Raw genomic sequence first — 19,063 nt, 5'->3', positions numbered from 1 at the left:
TCCAGCCAAACTCAAGCATAATCCAACCAATCGCATCTTTCAGGGATAAATGTGAGTACTTTATTAAAAAGACAAATAAGAAGTGTAGCATAGGAGAGTGGAATAGAGCCGAGGTGGAAGGGAATAGAGCGGATAACAGGAAAAATCCAGCCGAAATCGCCACGAATCCAGCCAAACTCAAGCATAATCCAACCAAACGCTTCTTTCAGGGATAAACGTGAGTCTTTTATTAAAAAGACAAATAAGAAGTGTAGCATAGGAGAGTGGAATAGAGCCGAGGTGGAAGGGAATAGAGCATATAACAGGAAAAATCCAGCCGAAATCGCCACAAATCCAGCCAAACTCAAGCATTATCCAAACAATCGCATCTTTCAGGGATAAATTTGAGTCTTTTATTAAAAAGACAAATAAGAAGTGTAGCATAGGAGAGCGGAATAGAGCTGAAGTGGAAGGGAATAGAGCGGATAACAGGAAAAATCCAGCCGAAGTCACCACGAATCCAGCCAAACTCAAGCATAATCCAGCCATGCCCACCATCAAGTACTAGCTAGTCGTTGTTTTTTCTATTCAGTAAGACCGATGTACATATACCACTCAAAATAGCTAAATAAGGGAGGAACATGAGATGAGGTTAATTATTAATCGATTCAAAGGCCATTTGGCAGTCTGCGAGAAATCTGATAAAAGCATGGTAGATATTGAAATAGGCAAATTACCCAGTGATGTTAAGGCTGGAGATGTACTAATTGAAAAGGGTGGAAACTATGAGCATGATTTAAATGAAACCGAAAAAAGAAAAAAACGTGTACAATCTCTCATGGATGACTTAATTGAATAAATAGTTCATTTTAATATCTTGGACAGATAAAAAGCTCAGTGACATAGGCTCTGAGCTTTTTTAACATAATGAAAATGAAAATTCTGTGTCTCAAGAAGGAAAAATCCAGTTATTGTTGTAGACGGGTTAGTTCTGCAATTATTCTGTTATGCTCATCGATGCCTTGTTAGCCGACTCAGTTTCAGGATGAATTCTGTGATCCAAAGCTGGAATGATTCTAATGAAGATTAGAATGCCGGCTACACCAATGCCCGTAATAAAAATGGATGTGGCTAGATTAGAAAGATAGGCACTTAGTGTAATGGTTAGAGAACAAATTAAATTAGAGACATTATAGGTCATACCATTTACTGCTAAATAGGAACCCCTTGCATGTTCAGGCGGTAAATTAGCCATATAATTTTGCTGGACAGGCACACGCAATACTTCAGCAACGGTTGCGATCAGCATTGCTCCGAACAGAAGCCAGATATTATTGGAGTAAGAAATCACGGCATAACCACCCACAAAGATAATACAGCTAGTGATTAATACATTTTTATCGTTTAAATTTGAAATAAGTTTTGTGGCATATAGGGCCAATATGACGACGAGAATCGTATTCTCTGTACGCAGGAATCCAACCATTTCGATTCCGCCAAATTCAAGTCCGAATAAGTTTTGAATAGGCAGATTTTCAGACAGTCTAATGCTCATATAGTTTGTTAATTGAAATTCCATAGATAGAACAAAGACACCTGCTAATACGTAAAGGACAAAAATCTTATCTTGGAAAACAGAATAATAATTTAAGAATAATTGTTTAACATGCTGGGTTGATGTTTTCTTGTCAGTTCTGTCAGGTATGTAGCTTTCATCAATAAAGAATGTAATCAAGGTCCATGCCATTAATGAAGCAAAAGATAGAGCGAGGAGTAATTCAAAGAAGTATTCTCTAAACATAAAGCCGCCAATGGCTCCACCAAAGGCAATGGAAAGATTATTTGCCCAATACATGATTGTATACATCGATTTACGTTCCTCCGGGCGGCTGACATCAATCAACATTGCTTGATTTGCCGGTCCGGCTAAGCCCCAGCAAATACTATTGACGGTCATCATTAAGAAAGTGATCAGTGGTTCTGTAAACCAAGGTGAATTACAAATCATCATGGTCAAGAATGCCAAAAACCGCAGGGACTCAGCAAAGACTATTAATTTTTTTCTGCCAAAACTATCCGAAAAATATCCGCCGAAGAAATTAATGGCTATTCCGACAAACACATTAATCAGCAATAAGAGTCCTGCTTTTTTTACCCCAAAATGTGAAGATAAATAGATTGCCATGAATGGAAAAACCATACCTCCAATGGCTGAACTTAAAAAAGACTCTATAATCCGTATTTTAATCGTACGGTGAAACTGTTTAAACCCCATGCATAAACCCTCCCATTTCCCATTATGTAATTTTATACCATTCTAATAATATTGCAATATTAAAATTGAAAATAATGAATATTCCAACACTATATTGATTTATATTTTAAAAAAGATTACCTTGGCTTTTTTAGATGGGACAAACGACTTTCGACGGATAAAAAAGCTAAAATTAATCAATCCTGTTATTAGAAAAATTTACTAATTCCCATTTCAATTCAAATTCCTTCTTAAAATAGAAATTACCCATAACAAAGCGAGAGGTATCGATTCTAAAGAATAAGTATTTTGACCATTTATTAATCATGAATAACTACGCTTACATGATAAGCAAACAATCAGAAATCAGTAAAAGATTAATAGGGAAATCAGCCTAACGTTTCTTGATAGGTAAATAGGGGTAATTTATAGCTATGCAAAAGTAAAAAGATACTAAAAGGGTAGAAAGTGGGATATACATGTCGGGAATTTTGTTAGCGTTAATAGCTGCAGTATGTTGGGGCAGTTTAGTATTAATTAGTGTGAAACTTGGTGGTAATCCATATAGTCAAACATTGGGGATTACAATGGGAGCATTTTTCTTTGCTATTATAATGTTGTTTTTCTCTGATCCCGAGTTTAATAGAACGGTTTGGATTGTCGGTATAATCTCAGGTGGATTGTGGGCAATCGGACAAACTGGACAGTTTATAAGTGTCAAGTATATAGGTGTTTCTAAAACAGTGCCAATATCAACGGGTATGCAATTAATTGGTACTTCTCTATTCGGGTTTATAGTTTTTAATGAATGGAGTACAAAGATTCAAATTACCATTGGAATAGTCGCTCTGTGCTGTTTAATTGCTGGCGTGGTTCTTAATTCAGTTGGTAATGATAGCGATGAAGAAGGAAACCAGTTTAAAAAAGGCATGATCACGTTGATATTATCGTCTTTAGGATATATAGGCTATGTTGTCATAATAAGATGGTATGAAATTGATGGGTGGTCAGCTATACTTCCACAGGCAACAGGGATGCTATCTGTCGGTCTTTTAATATCATTTTGGAAGCGTGCATTTAATAAGTATTCGATTCGTAATATGCTATCTGGCCTTGTTTGGGCTACAGGTAATATTGCGCTTCTCCTGTCAGTGCCAAAAATCGGTGTAGCTACGAGTTATTCATTATCTCAAACAGGTATCGTAATCTCTACTCTTGGCGGGATATTCTTATTAGGAGAGAAAAAAAGTAAGAAAAGAATAATGATGGTAATCGCAGGATGTTTCCTTGTTATTGCCGGAGGAGTTTTATTAGGATATACGAAAAAATAATAGTTGAGAGGAGAAACAACAATGTATAAAGATTTAGAAGGTAAGGTTGTCGTTATAACGGGAGCGAGTAAAGGGCTTGGAAAGGCTATGGCTATCCGTTTTGGAGAAGAAAAAGCGAAAGTAGTCGTTAATTATCGATCGACTAAAAAGGATTTAGATGAGATCGTTCGAAAGATTAAAGCTTGTGGTGGGGATGCAATTACTGTTCAAGCGGATATTTCGAAAGAAGAGGATGTTAAGAGATTAATAAAAGAAACCGTGGAGGCGTTTGGAACGCTTGATGTCATGATTAATAATGCCGGGATGGAAAATGAAGTACCTTCACATGAATTAAGTTTGGAAGACTGGAATAAAGTTATTTCTACTAATCTTACCGGATGTTTTTTGGGAAGCAGAGAAGCAATCAAGTATATGATTGACCATCAAATAAAAGGTTCTGTCATTAATATGTCATCTGTTCATGAGCAGATTCCGTGGCCTCATTTTGTTCACTATGCAGCTAGTAAGGGCGGAGTGAAATTGATGAGTGAAACTCTTGCTTTAGAATATGCACCAAAAGGAATTCGTGTAAATAATATTTGTCCGGGAGCCATCAATACACCAATTAATGAAGAAAAATTCAATGATCCAAAAGCAAAGCAGCAAGTCCTTGATCTCATTCCTATGGGATATATCGGTAAGCCTGAAGAAGTTGCGGCTTGTGCAGTATGGCTTGCATCGAAGGAGGCAAGCTATGTAACAGGATTAAGTTTATTTGTGGATGGTGGAATGACACAATATCCAGGTTTCCAGGCAGGTAAAGGGTAACGCACCTTATACATTTGAAATGAAAAGCAAGCCCTTTGGATATTTTATAGAGAATTGAACATATATTGGATAGGTATGTTCATAGTCTAGTGTATCTGATTAAATAAGGGTGGTTGTGATATGCCGGTACGATCTGGATCAGAATACATTAAAAAAATAGATGATCTTCATGCTGTGATATGGATAGATGGAAAAAAAGTGAATGGAAAAATTTCTGAACATCAAGCTTTTAAAGGAGTCATGAAGAGTCAGGCTGGGTTATATGATTTACAGTTAAAGGAATCCAATAAGGATATCATGACATTTCGCTCACCTGTTACTGGTAATTTGGTTGGAACTTCTTTCTTGGAACCAAAAACAAAAGAGGATTTAGAAAAAAGAAGATTAATGACACAAATATGGGCTAAATCGAATGGTGGATTTTTGGGAAGATCACCTGATTATATGAATACGGTGATGATGGCCTTTACATCTGCAGCGACTATTTTTTCAGAGCAGGATGAACGTTTCACCAAAAACATGCTTACGATATTTGAGAATGCACGCGAGCAAGATTTAACATTCACTCATACATTTATCAATCCACAAGTAAATCGCTCATCTTATTACATTGAAAATTTCACACAAACGATATCAGCACAGACTACAGGAATAAAAGATGATGGGATTGTTATAAATGGTGCCAGGCTTTTAGCTACACAGGGTGGAATTACGGATGAAATACTTGTCTTTCCTGCAAATGGCGCCGGACATAATAAAGACTTGGCCTATGGTTTTTCTATACCAAGCAACACGCCGGGATTGAAATTTATAGGCAGAGAACCGTTTAGCTATCGGGATTCGGCTTATGATCATCCGCTTGGTTCCCGATTTGATGAAGTAGACTCAATTGTTGTGTTTGATGAGGTGCTGGTTCCTTGGGACAGAGTACTGTTTTATGAGAATCCTAACATAGCTGAAAAAATTTATCTGGAAAGTAGCTGGCATCTACTGGCAGTCCATCAGGTTACAAGTAGAAGAATCATCAAGCTGGAAATGATTATGGGGGTTGCCCAAAAGATGATCGACTCCATACAGGTGGGGGAGTATCAGCATATACATGAAAAAATCAGTGAAATATATGTAGGCTTGGAATCTTTAAAGGCTTTGCTCTTGGCATCAGAGTTGAATGCTAAAGTAGATAAGTGGGGAACAATGGTACCCGATGCGAATCCGTTGCAGGCAGCCATTTTATTATTTGCTCGTTTGTATCCAAGATGTATAGAAATCCTGCAATTAATCGGAGCAAGTGGGCTTATGGCCATTCCAACAGAAGCGGATTTTTCGTCAGAAGTTGGAGCGGATCTTGATCTATATTTACAGGGAGCGATTGTTGGAGCTGAAGAAAAAGTGAAGATTTTTCGGTTGGCATGGGATATGTCCATGAGTGCCTTTGGAACGAGGCAATCTCTTTATGAGAGATTTTTCTTTGGAGATGCAGTAAGATTGGCTTCAGGACTTTATATGGGTTACCCAAAAGAAAATTATATTAAATTAGTTGATCAATTCTTAAGTGAATATTGAGTGATAGGACAGTTATCTGTAAAGATAGCTGTCTTTATTATTGTATGCATTTCCTTCACAATCAAATCCATTCCTGTTCGCAATAGTATTACCAAAATTATGAACTTGTTTATTGGCATAGATGGATTCTAAAATGGATAGGTGTAAATATACTATTAAACGAGGGAAGTTGATTATGGTATTCACCAAGTATACGAGTAAGAAACACACCGTACAGCAAATTGCGGAAGAGTTACTGCATGTTACACAACAGGCAGCCATTGCTTCATATCCCTGGATAGGAAAAGGAAATAAAATCGAAGCGGATGGTGCAGGGACAAAGGCGATGAGGCACCATTTGAACACAATTGATATGTGTGGAAGAGTCGTAATTGGTGAAGGTGAAATGGATGAAGCACCGATGCTTTATATAAATGAAATGCTAGGAAGCGGCATTGGCCCGGCAATTGATATTGCGGTTGACCCAGTGGAAGGGACCACTTTAATGTCTAAAGGGAAAAATCATTCAATGGCTGTGCTGGCTGCTGCGAAAAGTGGAAGTCTGCTTCATGCTCCTGATATGTATATGAAAAAGATGGCTGTTGGGCCAGGTGCAAAAGGGTGTATTGATCTGAATGCCTCCTTAAAAGATAATATGCGGTCAGTTGCGAAAGCACTGGGGAAAGACGTAAAAGAACTAACCATTATGATTCAGGACCGTGACCGGCATAATACATTAATGGCAGAAGTTCTCGAAATTGGTGCGAAGTTGAAGTTATTCTCTGATGTAGATATTACAGGTGCTATAGCAACCGGAATCGATGGAATGGAGATTGATATGCTTGTAGGTACAGGTGGAGCTCCAGAGGGTGTCATCACGGCGACAGCACTAAAATGTCTCGGTGGGGATTTCCAAGGACAGCTAGTACCGATGAATCAAGTAGAATATGATCGCTGCATAAAGATGGGAATTGAAAATCCAACCCAAATTTTTGAGTTGGATGAAATTGTCCGCACAGATGATTGCCTTTTCTCTGCAACGGCCATTACCGATGGGATGTTTTTGAATGGAGTAAAGAAATTAGCGAGTGGAAAAATGAGTACCCACTCCTTATTACTGGTAGGCGCTGATACAAGAAATATAAAATTCATCCATACGCAACATCAGTAAAAGCTTCTGAGAATAGAATCCTATAAAAGCGGTGTATTTGCTTTTATAGGATTATTTTATTTAAAGTGCCAAAAAAGAATTGTAATGATGCTTTAAAATCCAAGTCATTATTCAGGATAATACAAATCGATTTAATCCTTGGCAAGAATCATTTTTGATATGACAAAGGTAAATGGAATTGCAGTGATTGTAGCAATTACCGGAGCAATATTCTCATGTATAGAAAGTAACTGAACCAGAATATAAATGGCAAGGGTTGACACTGTAATATTCACGGCATAGGTTAACGGGAATTTTAGAAATTTTTTTAAAGTTGGTTTTGTCTGATATGTAAAAAAGGAATTCAGGTAAAAGGAGCCAATCATACTAATAAAGAAACCAAATAAATGGGCATATAGATAGTCCATCTGAACAGCCTCTTTAAATATTAAATACAAGATATAATAGTTAATCGTATTAACGATTCCAACTATATTGAATTTCCAAAATTCCTTCTCAAGTAAAATCATCAATATTAACCAGCCTTCTCTACTTTTTTCCTGCCCTATTATTATACTCGATTCGAGGGGTAGGTTAAAAATTCCATTTTAAGAGTACTGGAAACAACTGACCATTCAAAACTGAATTCAAGGCGACGAGACAATTTAATCATCTCGATAAAAATCCAAGTAGACTGTAATGACGATATTTAGTCTGGCTTATTTAATTGTTAAATAGATGGAATTCCTTCCACCAATCCATCCCAATGTCCCGATAAAAATTTAATTTCGTTAAGTTATAGGCATTTGGCTGATTCAGCAAATATTTTTGATATTCATCTGCTTGCTTCTTTTGTTCCTCTGTAATGGTACGATGGTTATCAAGTAATACATGGCCGAGTTGATGCAATAAATGGGAATGAACGGTTTTCATCGCATCTTCAGATGTGTGTTTAGAGGCGTAATGCAATGATTTAAGATAATGGCTTGCTGATTTTTCATAATCACTTAGTAAGTACTCCATCTTTCCAAGAGCTTCATGCACATGCATTTTATCCATATCTGTTTTAGCCAGTGATAAGGCAGATTTAAATGTTTCTCTGGCTTTTTGCAGATTATTTACTTCTATATATTGGTCAGCCAAAAGAATTTTTGCAGGGAATAGCATCTTACTTACCCTCTTCGGCATTTTATCTGTGTCTGATTGTAAGGCGGCTTCTAAAAGTTGGATGATTGTTTCCGTATCAGTATTTTCATCAGCATCAAGTGCTTTGAAAAGAAGTTCTTCAGTGGGATTGGTAGGACGAAACTTATTCAAGATACTCATAACTCATCACCTTTTCAGAAAATTTATTATATTAATATAATTATAACACATTAAACTTGATTTTTTCTTCTAATGCTTAGAAAGAAGGATGAACTTCTCTTCTAAATGCATCAGTGACAGGGACAGGAAGGGTAATCATAAAGAATAAGGAATAAATGGACATCAACACTTCACCCCTTACTATAGGTAAACTAGTTTATTTTGGAACAAGGAAAGGCTGGAGCACGGTTGTAATTTTACTTCCTAAATGTGTACTTTAAAGACTAAGGACAGAAGAAAGGGAGATTGTTTAAAGGGCAATTGTAATTCTCGAAGTAAGTAATCCATTAATTATTCCTCTAATTTAAATTACCATATTATTCAAAATAAATAAAAAATAATTACAAAAAACCCAATAGAAAAATTCTATTGGGCTCCTATACTGCTATTTCTTTATTTCCCATTAAACATATCAAAAAGTCCTTTTGCCATACTTCCTTCATCGCTTGATCCGCCTCTTGAAGGCATAGCAGAAAATACTCTGCTTGCAAGGCGACTGAAGGGAAGTGATTGCACCCAAACTGTTCCTGGACCTTGCAGTGTGGCAAAGAATAAGCCTTCCCCGCCAAATAAGGCAGTTTTAATTCCTTTGGCAAATTCAATATCGTAATCGACATCTCTAGTCATGGCAACGATACAGCCAGTATCCACCCGTATTTTTTCTCCTGGAGCCAATACTTTTTGATGAAGAGTACCTCCTGCATGCACGAAAGCCAGGCCATCACCCTCAAGTTTTTGCATGATAAAGCCTTCCCCGCCAAAAAAGCCAGCCCCTATTTTTTTCTGAAACTCGATACCTACTGATACACCTTTGGCAGCTGCCAAAAAGGAATCCTTTTGGCAAATTACTTTTCCATCCAATTCACTTAAATCCAAAGGCACAATCTTTCCAGGATAGGGAGCTGCAAATGATACATGTTTTTTCTCAGTTCCTTCATTCGTAAAAGTTGTCATGAATAAATTTTCACCAGTCAGAACTCTTTTTCCAGCACTGAATAATTTGCCCATCATTCCTGATTGAGAAGAAGAACCGTCTCCAAAAATGGTTTCCATTTGAATTTGGTCATCCATCATCATTAAGCTGCCAGCTTCAGCTACTACAGTTTCTTTCGGATCCAGTTCCACTTCTACAAATTGCATATCGTCGCCATAAATCTTGTAATCAATTTCATGGTTGTTCATTGTGGGACACCTCCAAATTGGTAAATCCTTTCAGTTGAATTTTAATGTATAGTGGGCAAGGGTGCGAGTCTGATGTTTATTTAATCAATGCTTTTTTTTGTTTTTTTCTGTCCAGGGAACCACCAATTCCATTTACCCAGCAGTTTCATGAGTGAAGGAACAAGGACCATACGAACGAGAGTGGCATCAATAAAGATAGCCAACGCTACGCCGACCCCAATTTGTTTGACCGGTACAATATCTGTGAAGGCAAAGGCGCCAGTAACGGCAATCATAATGGCGGCAGCCGAGGTAATAATTTTGCTTGTTGTTGTTAAACCTTCAAGGGTTGCTTTATCGTTATCTCCAGTTTTTAAATATATTTCCTGGATACGCGAGATTAAAAAGACTTCATAATCCATACTTAATCCAAAAACAATCGCAAACGTTAAAATCGGAATCATCAGGGCAATTGGATTAGGCTCGACTCCTAAATTCCCATATTGGAACATCCATACAATGATCCCAAATGCAGCCCCAAGGGATAAGATATTCATCAGAATGGCTTTAAACGGTATGAGTACGGACCTGAATGCGATTAATAAAATTAAGTAGGTAGCCACAATAGTCAGTAATAAACCCTTAGGAACCTGCTCCAGTATTTCATCGAAAATTTCCTGTGTAAATTTAGCCTGACCGCCAATCGTATGAGTCAGCTCTGGATGAATGTCACGATTCTCTGCCTCTCGAACCCAATCCTTAGCTTTGGCAGTTTTGTATGCAGCATCAAGTTTGACGGTTATATGGGTAGTATCTTCGTTCACTAATTTTTCGAGAACTGGAGCCAATTTTTCACTAGCCTCTTCAGATTGTAAGGTTTGATATAACTCATCTGCTGATTTTGTGTTTGTATAAGTAAAAATTGAATCAACCTCATCGACAAGTTCATCTTCCTTTAGTTTATTTATAAAGGTTTCTATATTCTCAAGGGATTCCTTTGATAATATGTCCTCTTGATTTCTTGCTTCCAAAACTATAGGTACATTCGACTGATCACTTGGAAGGAAAGAGTCTTCGAATTTCTCATAAGCAATTCTTGTTTGACTATCAGATGGTAATGATTCAGCATCTGGTATTTCTAAATCAATATTACGAATAGGCGTTGCGACAACAATTAAAATGAGTAAGGCAGTCAAGGATGTAATTACTGGGCGCTTCATTACAAAGTTTGCGAATTTCCTCCATTTACTGTCAGAGTTCGCTTTTGTTTTTAGAATCATAGCTTTGTTGATGTTTTTGCCGATAATTCCTAATAGAGCTGGAAGGAAGGTGAGGGCTGAAATCACGGAAATGAAAACAGCTGCGATACCGCCGACTGCGATACTGCGGAATATATCAATATCAATGAAAAACATTCCGGAAAGCCCGAGAACTACGCATGTTCCCGAAAAAGCAATTGCTTTGCCAGCGGTTCTATTTGTAATGCTTACCGCTTTCTTAACTTCATGATGTTCAATTTCTTCTCTGAATCGATGGATATAAAGAAGCGCAAAATCGATGCTGACAGCTAGCCCAATCATGGGAACGACATTCAGAACAAATACAGAGAGATTCACACTAGTCCCTATAAAATAGATGATTCCCATAGAAGAGACAACTGCAACAATTCCGGTCATAAGCGGGATGGAGGCAGCGACGAGCCCTCCAAAAGCCAGTAACAATACAACCATGGCAACCGGAATTCCAATCATCTCAGCATTTTTTAAATCATTCTGAGAAGCCTTGTTCATATCCTCTTCAATAACATGAGTGCCTGTCAAAGAAATCAAAACATCCTGATCACTTATTTTCTGTTTTAGAGCTTTAATATAATCTTTCGGTTCATGTTTGTCTTCATCAAAAGAGATAGAGGCATAGGCTATCTCCTTTTTATATTGTGATTTATTCTCTAAAGGTGACTCAATTGAGCTTATCCCGTCAATTTCATTTACATCATTTAATACAGTATTAATTTTTTGTTTAAAATCTTTTTCTTTCAGATTCTCCTTATTCTCAAATAAGATAATATAGGGAGAAGCTGATTGGTCAAATTTTTCTTCTAATAATTCGTTCGTTTTAGCATAGGAGGACTGTTCCATCTCAAAACCGCTGCCTTGAAGAATTCCGGGCATTTTAAGAGCAAAGAACCCCAGTGCCAGAGTGAAAATAATCCAAATCGACAAGATTATTTTACGATATGTATACAACATTCTATAAACCTCCTTGTTTAGTTCTGATATCTGCCATAATCCTATATACCCCAAGGACAAAGGTCTTACCCTCACTTTAGTTTCCAATATACAGAAATTAATCTCATTCTATTTTACCTAATGGGTAGGGTGGATTAACTTGTATCAAGGATAGAGGTACTATCTTTCATGCAAATAAAAAGAAGAGGTGTATTTTTTGTTGAAATGGGGGATTACTAAAATAAATGCTTCATAATACAACTTAGGAGGAAACAAGATGAAGAAATTATCACTTATCCTTTGTATGTGTGTACTCATGATCTTTGCAGCTGGTTGCAATAATGATGATGGCGGGCAAACAAATAAACAAACAAATGACAATCAATCAACAGAAAACAACAAGAATGATACAGCAACAGACAATAACACGGGTACTAATAATTCTGGCATGAAAGAATCAGATTACTCTTTTAGAGAATTCGATATTGAAGTGAAATATGACAATAATAAAGAATATGAGGCTAGCTACGAAAATGATAACGAAGGGGTAGAAGCTTCGATTGAAGATGATCTCAATAACGAGAGAGTAAAAGGCAATGATGCCGTTGATCGCTTAGACCCAATATTTAAAAAGTTAGATATTGATGCTAATACATCACAGGATGATGTTCTATCCAAAGTTATTTCAGCGTTTGAATTAGATAATAATTATCAGGTGATTGATGTGGATATTACATTCAATGACGGGACGGAAAAAGAGTATAGAAATAACAAATAGTTGAACAGAGCATCCCTCAGGTATGATAAAGGGGATGCTTTGTTTTTTTTCACAACTAGATCAACAAATAGGTGTTCACATCCTATTATATTTTTAAATAATGTTATGAAAATAATAAGGAAGGGTAGGGTAAAAGGAATGAAGAATGGAAATCTACCTTTTTATAAAAAGATTGGAGGAAGAGTTTCACTAAAAAATGTTGAAAGATGAACAGTGAAGGATCATCTAATATAAATGCTCACGATTGATAAAGAAGTATAGCAAGACTCCTGTGTTCTTCTTTTTTCATGAATCATTAAATTCCCATTGCACAGCTTTGAATGTTAGGTATAAGATGTAAGAGGCATAACTATCCGCAAAGGAGTTGAGATTATTGAGTAACTACGATTCGGGTGACCCAGACACGAGCTTGCCTGAGGAAACCAACAGTACTTTTTATAATAGGTGGGGAAAGATAATCGTCATTCCTTTAAAAAGAGTTGTTGCTTCCTCATAATGAGAGGAGGTTAAATTATGTTAGAATATTATATTTCAGATACAACTAGTAAATTACAAAAGATAGATGAATTAAAAAAAGGATGCTGGGTAAACATGGTTGCCCCCAGCGAAAGTGAAATTAAGTTAATTTCGGATCGTTTGGATATACCTGAAGATTTTATTAAAGACCCGCTGGATGATGAAGAACGTTCGCGGCTTGAAAGAGAAGACAATCATATATTAATTATTGTGGACTTTCCCTATATTACGTATGATGATGGAGGATTTCCACTTTATGAAACTCTTCCAATTGGTCTGATTGTAACCGATGAGTGTTTTATCACTATCTCGCTTATTGAGAATCCAATTATTACTGACTTCATTAATAAAAAAATGAAGGGATTCTATACGTATAAAAAAACACGGTTTGCTCTACAAATTTTATTTCATATTTCCAGCTATTATTTAAGATACTTGAAACAAATTAACCGTAAAACGGACGATATTGAAAAAGAATTGCATCAGTCCATGAAAAATGAAGAGTTATATGCATTCCTTTCGTTAGAAAAAAGTTTGGTGTATTTCACCACGTCCTTAAAATCAAATAAAATTGTTTTGCAAAAGCTTTTGCGATTAAATCATTTAAAAATGTATGAAGAAGACAAGGATCTTTTAGAAGATGTTATTATTGAAAACACTCAGGCGATTGAGATGGCAGAAACATATCACTCTATTTTAACAAGTATGATGAATACATTTGCTTCGGTTATTTCAAATAACCTGAACATAGTGATGAAGTTTTTAACTTCCATAACAATTATTCTGTCATTCCCTACTATAGTAGCCAGTATATATGGAATGAATGTTAATTTACCTTTTCAAAATAACCCTTATGCGTTTATAGGTGTGATTTGTGTTGCCTTACTATTATCGTCAATCACAACCATTATTTTTTGGAAAAAGAGATACTTTTAAAGATAGCAAAAGCTATCTCTTTTTTTTGGGGCAAGCTAAATATGTTGAGTGTCTTTCATGAAAAAGATAAAATATTATTTTGCGTATGGTATTGCTAACTTTTTTTACACTTTTCATAGAAGGTTTTCTATATAGGTGTAATAAGTATGGGGTGAATTATTTTGGAACTTAGAGAGTCGATGGCAAAAAGGGTTGCCTGGATTAGTATTTGGAGCAATATAATTCTGACTGTTGGGAAGATCGCAATTGGGATAGTTGCAAGCAGTGATGCGTTATTTGCAGATGGGATTCACTCGGCAGCTGATGTTTTTGCGGCGGTTATCGTATTATTGGTACTAAAAGTTTCAAATAAACCGGCTGATACGGAGCATCCATATGGACATGGTAAAGCTGAGGTAATCGTTTCCGGAGTTATTGGAATCTTGTTATTATTAGTATCAGTATATATTGTGTACGAAGGTATAGCAGGGTTTTTCCATCCTGTTGAAACGCCAAGTATGATTGCCTTCTGGGTTGCTTTATTTTCATATGTTGCGAAAGAATGTTTATTCCGATATTCAATGAATGTTGGCAAACGGGTAAACAGTAAAGCCATCGAAGCAGTGGCTTACGATCACCAGGCAGACATTGTTGCTTCGCTGGCTGCTGCAATCGGGATATTAGTATCATATCTTGGCGATAAACTGGGAATTCCCTTTCTCATGTATGGAGATAAAGTGGCAAGTATATTTGTTGCCTATCTAATATTCAAGATTGCAAAAGAAATGTTAACAGAAGCTTTTCACATCTTGATTGAACGCAATGTACAACCGGAAATGATGAAGGAATTCGAATCCGTCATCCTTAGTTTTAAGGAAGTCAGACGGATTGATCGCATTAGGGCACGGGAGCATGGCCATTACATCATGATGGATATTCGTATCTCAATCGACCAGGATAAAACGATTAAGGAAGGTCATGATCTTTCCAGGGAGATAAAGTACGCTCTGATGAAAAAATTCGATCATGTAGAAGAAGTTCTCATACATTTAAATCCATACTTCCCTGAATAGAAGAAGGCCAGTTTACATCTTATTTGTAAACTGGCCTTCTTTCCTATATTATTCATTCATTCAATATTTAATAGGAAATAATAAGCAGGACAGGTGCTTGGATAGCCTGTCCTGCTTATTCATTAAATTGAAGTATATTGAAAGACAAAATTGAGTGTGAATAATAGAGCGATAATATAAAGCGGAGCAGAAACTTCGCGTTTTTTACCTAAAAATAACTTGATCAATGGATAAGCGATGAAACCAATAGCCATTCCATTTGCAATGCTGAATGTCAATGGTATTAAAACAATGACCAATAAAGCAGGAAAACTCTCGGTTAAGTCATTCAAATCAATTTCCGCAATATTTTGGATCATCAATGCCCCTATTAAAATTAAGATGGGGGATATAGCCGCATTCGGAATGATTTTTATAACCGGTATTAAAAACAGTGAAACTAAAAAGAATAAACCTGTTGTGACAGCTGTTAATCCTGTTCGTCCGCCTGCTGTGATTCCAGCTGCTGTTTCGACAGTGGCAACAGTAGGGCTTGAGCCGAATATTCCGCATGTAAGGACGGATACAGCATTAGCCTTAAGAGCTTTATTATTTTTTTCAGGCTGTTTGATAGATGCATTATGCGCATGAATCAAACCAATATTTTCAAAGGTTACAACCATTGCCAGTGAAAATGCAGTTAACAGAAAACCAACTGAGAAGAAATTGTTAAATGACATAGCTCCAAAAACTTCTTTATACGCACTGAATGATGGTTGTGTCCATTCAAATTCATCAAGGTTTACGACTCCAAGGATAATGGCCAGAATGGTAATGATAGCAACACTGATTAGAAGATTCCCCGGGACATTACGAGTAAATAAAATAAAGGTAATTATAAGACCAAGAATGGTTAACAAGGTTTCTGCATTTGTTAAGTCTCCAAGAGCAACCATGGTTTCAGGGGAGGAAACGATAATTCCGCTTTGCTCAAAACCGATAAACATTAATAGAATTCCGATCCCAACAGTAATTCCTACTTTTAAGGAGTGCGGGATTGCATCAATAATCTTTTTAGCCAATGGCGTAAAAGCAATGAGCATAAAAAACACGCCTGAAAGAAAAACAATTCCAAGAGCTTCCTGCCAGCTATAGCCACCATTGATTACGATTGTATACGTAAACATCGCATTAATCCCCATTCCCGGGACGAGAATGATGGGAGAATTGCTCCACAGTCCCATTATAATGCAGCCGAATACGCAGGTAAGTATAGTGCCAATCATAGCTGCGTCATATGGAATACCGGCTTCTGATAAGATTTTAGAATTGACAATTATGATGTAAACAATGGTGATAAAAGATATAAAGCCAGCAAGGATTTCACGTTTTATTGTTGTACCGTGAGCATCCAATTTAAATAATTTTTCCATCTTGTGTCGTTCTCCTTTTTAAAAAGCTACCTTCCTATGCTATCATTGTGCTAAGTATATGAAAAATATTTATTTTGTATTATGTGTATATCTTTTTGATATAACTGTAGAAATGAGGGCAAGGAAATGGATATTAAACAGTTACGTTATTTTGTGGCGATTGCGGAAGAAAAACAAATTACTAGAGCGGCAAAACGATTGCATATGGCCCAACCACCCCTCAGTCAACAACTGAAGAAGATGGAAGAAGAATTGGAAGTAATCCTTTTTAATAGGAAAGGAAACACGCTTGAATTAACTCAGACTGGAGTCTCACTCTATCAAAAAGCTGTAGATATCATCCGAGTGTTTGAAGAAATGATAACGGAAACGAAAGAAATGGTGGAGGGATTAAGCGGTAATCTCCGCATAGGAGTAAACACCTTTTCTGATCATCAATTGGCTGGTTATCTGAATGACTTTCATCAAAAATATCCAAATGTTTATTACACCATTTATCAAGGTAATTCTGTGGAACTGACAAAAATGATTAAGGACGGGCTACTTGACATTGGATATGTTATTTTTCCAATTGAATCTCATGAAGTGAATATATTGCCCATTAAAACGGAGCCATTTGTTTATTTGACGGATAAAAAAATAGAGGGTCCCAACCCGATTGTTTCATTAAAGAGTATTAGTAAGAAACCATTAATTCTGCCAAGCAATGAAGGACTGGGAATCTATAAAATGATCGTCAGTGAATTTTCGCGGCTGCACATAAAGCCTGTTGTAAAGAGTGAATGCTCAGACATTAAGCTATTACTCGAATTAGTAAAGCAAGGATTCGGGGTCACCGTCGTGCCGGAATCAGTTGTAAAGACATATGATATGCACCAGTTATATAGCTATCAGCTTGAAGAACAAGATTTAACATCCACGGTGGGTGTTATATGGTCAAAAGAAAGATACTTGGCAAAAACAGTGGAGAATTTCTTGCATATGATCAAGCAAGAGACAAAGAAAAGTCCTGTTACTGATGAAGAAGGCAGCAGTATAAAGTGATGTTAGACATCTCTAGAAGAGTAGTGGTAATCGAGACAAAATATAATCATTACACTAAATCACTCCATAGCCGGGTGATTTAGTGTAATGATTAAGATGAAGGATATTATACAGGAAGAAGTATGACGACACTATTTTTTCGATGAACTGGCTAAAGAACATAAGGAAATGTCTACTGTTTTTATAATTTTTGGAAGAGAAAATCTCTTCATCTGTTCTTTTTAAAAGGCCGTGGTAAAATAGTAACGAATGGGAATGATGTTTTAAAGGAGCTGGAAATAATGAATTTTGAGCAAAAATTAGACAAATATGCAGAATTGATTGTGAAAGTTGGCGTCAATATTCAAAATGAACAAATATTAATTATTTCATCTTCAATAGAATCAGCACCCTTAACACGAAAAGTTGTCAAACATGCATACGAAGCTGGTGCCAAACATGTATATGTGGATTGGGGGGATGAGGAAGTTAGCCGTATTAAATATGAATTGGCTCCCGATGAAGCCTTTAATGAATTTCCTGAATGGATTGTGGCTCAACGTGAGACTTTGGTAGAAAAGGGAGGGGCCTTCTTATCTATTACTTCTCAAAGTCCTGATTTATTAAAAGGTATTGATCCAAAACGAATTGCTAACTTCCAAAAAGCAGCAGGAACAGCATTAAATAAATTTAGACAAGCCACACAATCTGATAAAGTGAGCTGGTGTGTAACAGCTGCAGCTGGCAAGGATTGGGCAGATAAAATTTTCCCAGAGTCAGAAAACAGTGTCGATTTGCTTTGGGATGCTATCTTTAAAGCTGTCCGCGTTGATAGTGAAGATCCAGTTGCGGCGTGGAAAGAGCATGATGAGACCTTGCGAACAAAAGCAGATTATTTAAATTCAAAAAAATATAAAGCTCTTCATTATAAAGCTCCTGGAACGGATTTAACGATTGAACTATCTGATAAGCATGAGTGGTGCGGAGCAGGAAGTGTGAATAGCCAAGGTGTACCATTTATGGCCAATATGCCAACGGAGGAAGTTTTCACAGTTCCTTATAAAGAAGGTGTAAATGGAACGGTTACAAGTACGAAGCCTTTAAGCTATGGCGGCAATGTCATTAATAACTTTTCGTTAACGTTTGAAAAAGGAAGAATTGTGGATGTAAAGGCTGAAACAGGAGAAGAAGTCCTTAGGAATCTTATTGATTCTGATGTTGGAGCACGTTACCTTGGGGAAGTTGCATTAGTACCTCATCAATCTCCTATATCCGATACGGATATATTATTTTATAATACGCTCTTTGATGAGAATGCCTCCAATCACTTAGCTATTGGCTCAGGCTATGCTTTTTGTCTCGAAGGAGGCAAAGAGATGAATGAAGAAGAATTAGCTAAAAATGGTGTAAACATCAGTATTACTCATGTAGACTTTATGATTGGATCAGCTGAAATGGACATTGATGGAGAATTGGCAGATGGAACTATGGAACCTATTTTTCGAAACGGAAACTGGGCATTCTAATTA

Annotated in this window: 17 protein-coding genes; 10 read left to right on the top strand and 7 right to left on the bottom strand. The window is 36.7% G+C overall.

All coding sequences use genetic code 11. The annotated features are described in order from the left end of the window. Positions 1–11: 11 nt before the first annotated feature. Entirely contained in the window at positions 12–341 is a 330-nt protein-coding gene (locus tag AC4G3K_RS09750) for a hypothetical protein (protein ID WP_491133183.1), read from the bottom strand. A gap of 284 nt (positions 342–625) precedes the next feature. Between AC4G3K_RS09750 and AC4G3K_RS09745 the strand changes: the two genes are divergently transcribed. After that, the gene (locus AC4G3K_RS09745; protein WP_491076376.1) at positions 626–838 is read left to right on the top strand and encodes a DUF3006 domain-containing protein; all 213 of its coding nucleotides are present in this window, start codon (positions 626–628) and stop codon (positions 836–838) included. 138 nt (positions 839–976) lie between these two features. Here the strand turns inward: AC4G3K_RS09745 and AC4G3K_RS09740 are convergent, their stop codons facing one another. After that, the gene (locus tag AC4G3K_RS09740) at positions 977–2,254 is read right to left on the bottom strand and encodes an MDR family MFS transporter (RefSeq protein ID WP_491133182.1); all 1,278 of its coding nucleotides are present in this window, start codon (positions 2,252–2,254) and stop codon (positions 977–979) included. A gap of 458 nt (positions 2,255–2,712) precedes the next feature. On the opposite strand from AC4G3K_RS09740, the gene AC4G3K_RS09735 reads away from it, so the two are divergent. From AC4G3K_RS09735 to glpX, 4 genes are all read left to right on the top strand, one after another. After that, positions 2,713–3,564, top strand: coding sequence for a GRP family sugar transporter (locus AC4G3K_RS09735; RefSeq protein ID WP_491133181.1), 852 nt, complete (start codon positions 2,713–2,715; stop codon positions 3,562–3,564). 21 nt (positions 3,565–3,585) lie between these two features. Next, positions 3,586–4,371 carry a glucose 1-dehydrogenase gene (locus tag AC4G3K_RS09730; RefSeq protein WP_491133180.1) on the top strand — a complete coding sequence of 262 codons (786 nt, stop codon included), beginning with the start codon at positions 3,586–3,588 and terminating at the stop codon, positions 4,369–4,371. A 120-nt stretch (positions 4,372–4,491) separates the two neighbouring features. Beyond that, positions 4,492–5,934 carry a 4-hydroxyphenylacetate 3-monooxygenase, oxygenase component gene (gene hpaB, locus AC4G3K_RS09725; protein ID WP_491133179.1) on the top strand — a complete coding sequence of 481 codons (1,443 nt, stop codon included), beginning with the start codon at positions 4,492–4,494 and terminating at the stop codon, positions 5,932–5,934. 175 nt (positions 5,935–6,109) lie between these two features. Continuing rightward, positions 6,110–7,084 (top strand): class II fructose-bisphosphatase, encoded by a 975-nt coding sequence (gene glpX / locus AC4G3K_RS09720; RefSeq protein WP_491076381.1) that lies wholly within the window; start codon positions 6,110–6,112, stop codon positions 7,082–7,084. A gap of 131 nt (positions 7,085–7,215) precedes the next feature. Here the strand turns inward: glpX and AC4G3K_RS09715 are convergent, their stop codons facing one another. The 4 genes from AC4G3K_RS09715 to AC4G3K_RS09700 form a co-directional block, all read right to left on the bottom strand. Beyond that, the gene (locus AC4G3K_RS09715) at positions 7,216–7,593 is read right to left on the bottom strand and encodes a GtrA family protein (RefSeq protein WP_491077165.1); all 378 of its coding nucleotides are present in this window, start codon (positions 7,591–7,593) and stop codon (positions 7,216–7,218) included. Between the two features lie 193 nt (positions 7,594–7,786). Further along, positions 7,787–8,389, bottom strand: a complete 603-nt coding sequence (locus tag AC4G3K_RS09710; RefSeq protein WP_491133178.1) for a hypothetical protein — start codon at positions 8,387–8,389, stop codon at positions 7,787–7,789. Positions 8,390–8,821: 432 nt separating this feature from the next. Then, positions 8,822–9,610 carry a TIGR00266 family protein gene (locus tag AC4G3K_RS09705; protein ID WP_491076383.1) on the bottom strand — a complete coding sequence of 263 codons (789 nt, stop codon included), beginning with the start codon at positions 9,608–9,610 and terminating at the stop codon, positions 8,822–8,824. Positions 9,611–9,690: 80 nt separating this feature from the next. After that, positions 9,691–11,838 carry an MMPL family transporter gene (locus AC4G3K_RS09700; protein ID WP_491133177.1) on the bottom strand — a complete coding sequence of 716 codons (2,148 nt, stop codon included), beginning with the start codon at positions 11,836–11,838 and terminating at the stop codon, positions 9,691–9,693. A gap of 256 nt (positions 11,839–12,094) precedes the next feature. On the opposite strand from AC4G3K_RS09700, the gene AC4G3K_RS09695 reads away from it, so the two are divergent. From AC4G3K_RS09695 to AC4G3K_RS09685, 3 genes are all read left to right on the top strand, one after another. Further along, complete coding sequence (locus tag AC4G3K_RS09695) at positions 12,095–12,595, top strand: YusW family protein (protein ID WP_491133176.1); 501 nt, start codon at positions 12,095–12,097, stop codon at positions 12,593–12,595. A gap of 513 nt (positions 12,596–13,108) precedes the next feature. Further along, the gene (locus tag AC4G3K_RS09690; protein WP_491076386.1) at positions 13,109–14,047 is read left to right on the top strand and encodes a magnesium transporter CorA family protein; all 939 of its coding nucleotides are present in this window, start codon (positions 13,109–13,111) and stop codon (positions 14,045–14,047) included. Positions 14,048–14,205: 158 nt separating this feature from the next. Beyond that, positions 14,206–15,099 carry a cation diffusion facilitator family transporter gene (locus AC4G3K_RS09685; RefSeq protein ID WP_491133253.1) on the top strand — a complete coding sequence of 298 codons (894 nt, stop codon included), beginning with the start codon at positions 14,206–14,208 and terminating at the stop codon, positions 15,097–15,099. A gap of 122 nt (positions 15,100–15,221) precedes the next feature. On the opposite strand, the gene AC4G3K_RS09680 is transcribed toward AC4G3K_RS09685, so the two are convergent. Beyond that, positions 15,222–16,511, bottom strand: coding sequence for an NCS2 family permease (locus tag AC4G3K_RS09680; protein WP_491133175.1), 1,290 nt, complete (start codon positions 16,509–16,511; stop codon positions 15,222–15,224). Positions 16,512–16,637: 126 nt separating this feature from the next. Here AC4G3K_RS09680 and AC4G3K_RS09675 point away from each other — a divergent pair, with 126 nt between their 5' ends. Then, positions 16,638–17,555 (top strand): LysR family transcriptional regulator, encoded by a 918-nt coding sequence (locus AC4G3K_RS09675; RefSeq protein ID WP_491133174.1) that lies wholly within the window; start codon positions 16,638–16,640, stop codon positions 17,553–17,555. 278 nt (positions 17,556–17,833) lie between these two features. Further along, positions 17,834–19,060, top strand: a complete 1,227-nt coding sequence (locus tag AC4G3K_RS09670; RefSeq protein ID WP_491077167.1) for an aminopeptidase — start codon at positions 17,834–17,836, stop codon at positions 19,058–19,060. The last annotated feature ends 3 nt before the right edge of the window (positions 19,061–19,063 follow it).

It is taken from the genome of Bacillus sp. z26, assembly GCF_058313635.1.
This window is presented reverse-complemented; position numbering and strand designations above follow the sequence as displayed.

Bases quoted from the DNA above. Each gene is read 5' to 3' on its own strand.
- AC4G3K_RS09715 (WP_491077165.1), bottom strand. From the start codon at position 7,593: ATGATTTTACTTGAGAAGGAATTTTGGAAATTCAATATAGTTGGAATC.
- AC4G3K_RS09735 (WP_491133181.1), top strand. From the start codon at position 2,713: ATGTCGGGAATTTTGTTAGCGTTAATAGCTGCAGTATGTTGGGGCAGT.
- AC4G3K_RS09680 (WP_491133175.1), bottom strand. From the start codon at position 16,511: ATGGAAAAATTATTTAAATTGGATGCTCACGGTACAACAATAAAACGT.
- AC4G3K_RS09745 (WP_491076376.1), top strand. From the start codon at position 626: ATGAGGTTAATTATTAATCGATTCAAAGGCCATTTGGCAGTCTGCGAG.
- AC4G3K_RS09690 (WP_491076386.1), top strand. From the start codon at position 13,109: ATGTTAGAATATTATATTTCAGATACAACTAGTAAATTACAAAAGATA.
- AC4G3K_RS09730 (WP_491133180.1), top strand. From the start codon at position 3,586: ATGTATAAAGATTTAGAAGGTAAGGTTGTCGTTATAACGGGAGCGAGT.
- glpX (WP_491076381.1), top strand. From the start codon at position 6,110: ATGGTATTCACCAAGTATACGAGTAAGAAACACACCGTACAGCAAATT.
- hpaB (WP_491133179.1), top strand. From the start codon at position 4,492: ATGCCGGTACGATCTGGATCAGAATACATTAAAAAAATAGATGATCTT.
- AC4G3K_RS09705 (WP_491076383.1), bottom strand. From the start codon at position 9,610: ATGAACAACCATGAAATTGATTACAAGATTTATGGCGACGATATGCAA.
- AC4G3K_RS09740 (WP_491133182.1), bottom strand. From the start codon at position 2,254: ATGGGGTTTAAACAGTTTCACCGTACGATTAAAATACGGATTATAGAG.
- AC4G3K_RS09695 (WP_491133176.1), top strand. From the start codon at position 12,095: ATGAAGAAATTATCACTTATCCTTTGTATGTGTGTACTCATGATCTTT.
- AC4G3K_RS09675 (WP_491133174.1), top strand. From the start codon at position 16,638: ATGGATATTAAACAGTTACGTTATTTTGTGGCGATTGCGGAAGAAAAA.
- AC4G3K_RS09710 (WP_491133178.1), bottom strand. From the start codon at position 8,389: ATGAGTATCTTGAATAAGTTTCGTCCTACCAATCCCACTGAAGAACTT.
- AC4G3K_RS09700 (WP_491133177.1), bottom strand. From the start codon at position 11,838: ATGTTGTATACATATCGTAAAATAATCTTGTCGATTTGGATTATTTTC.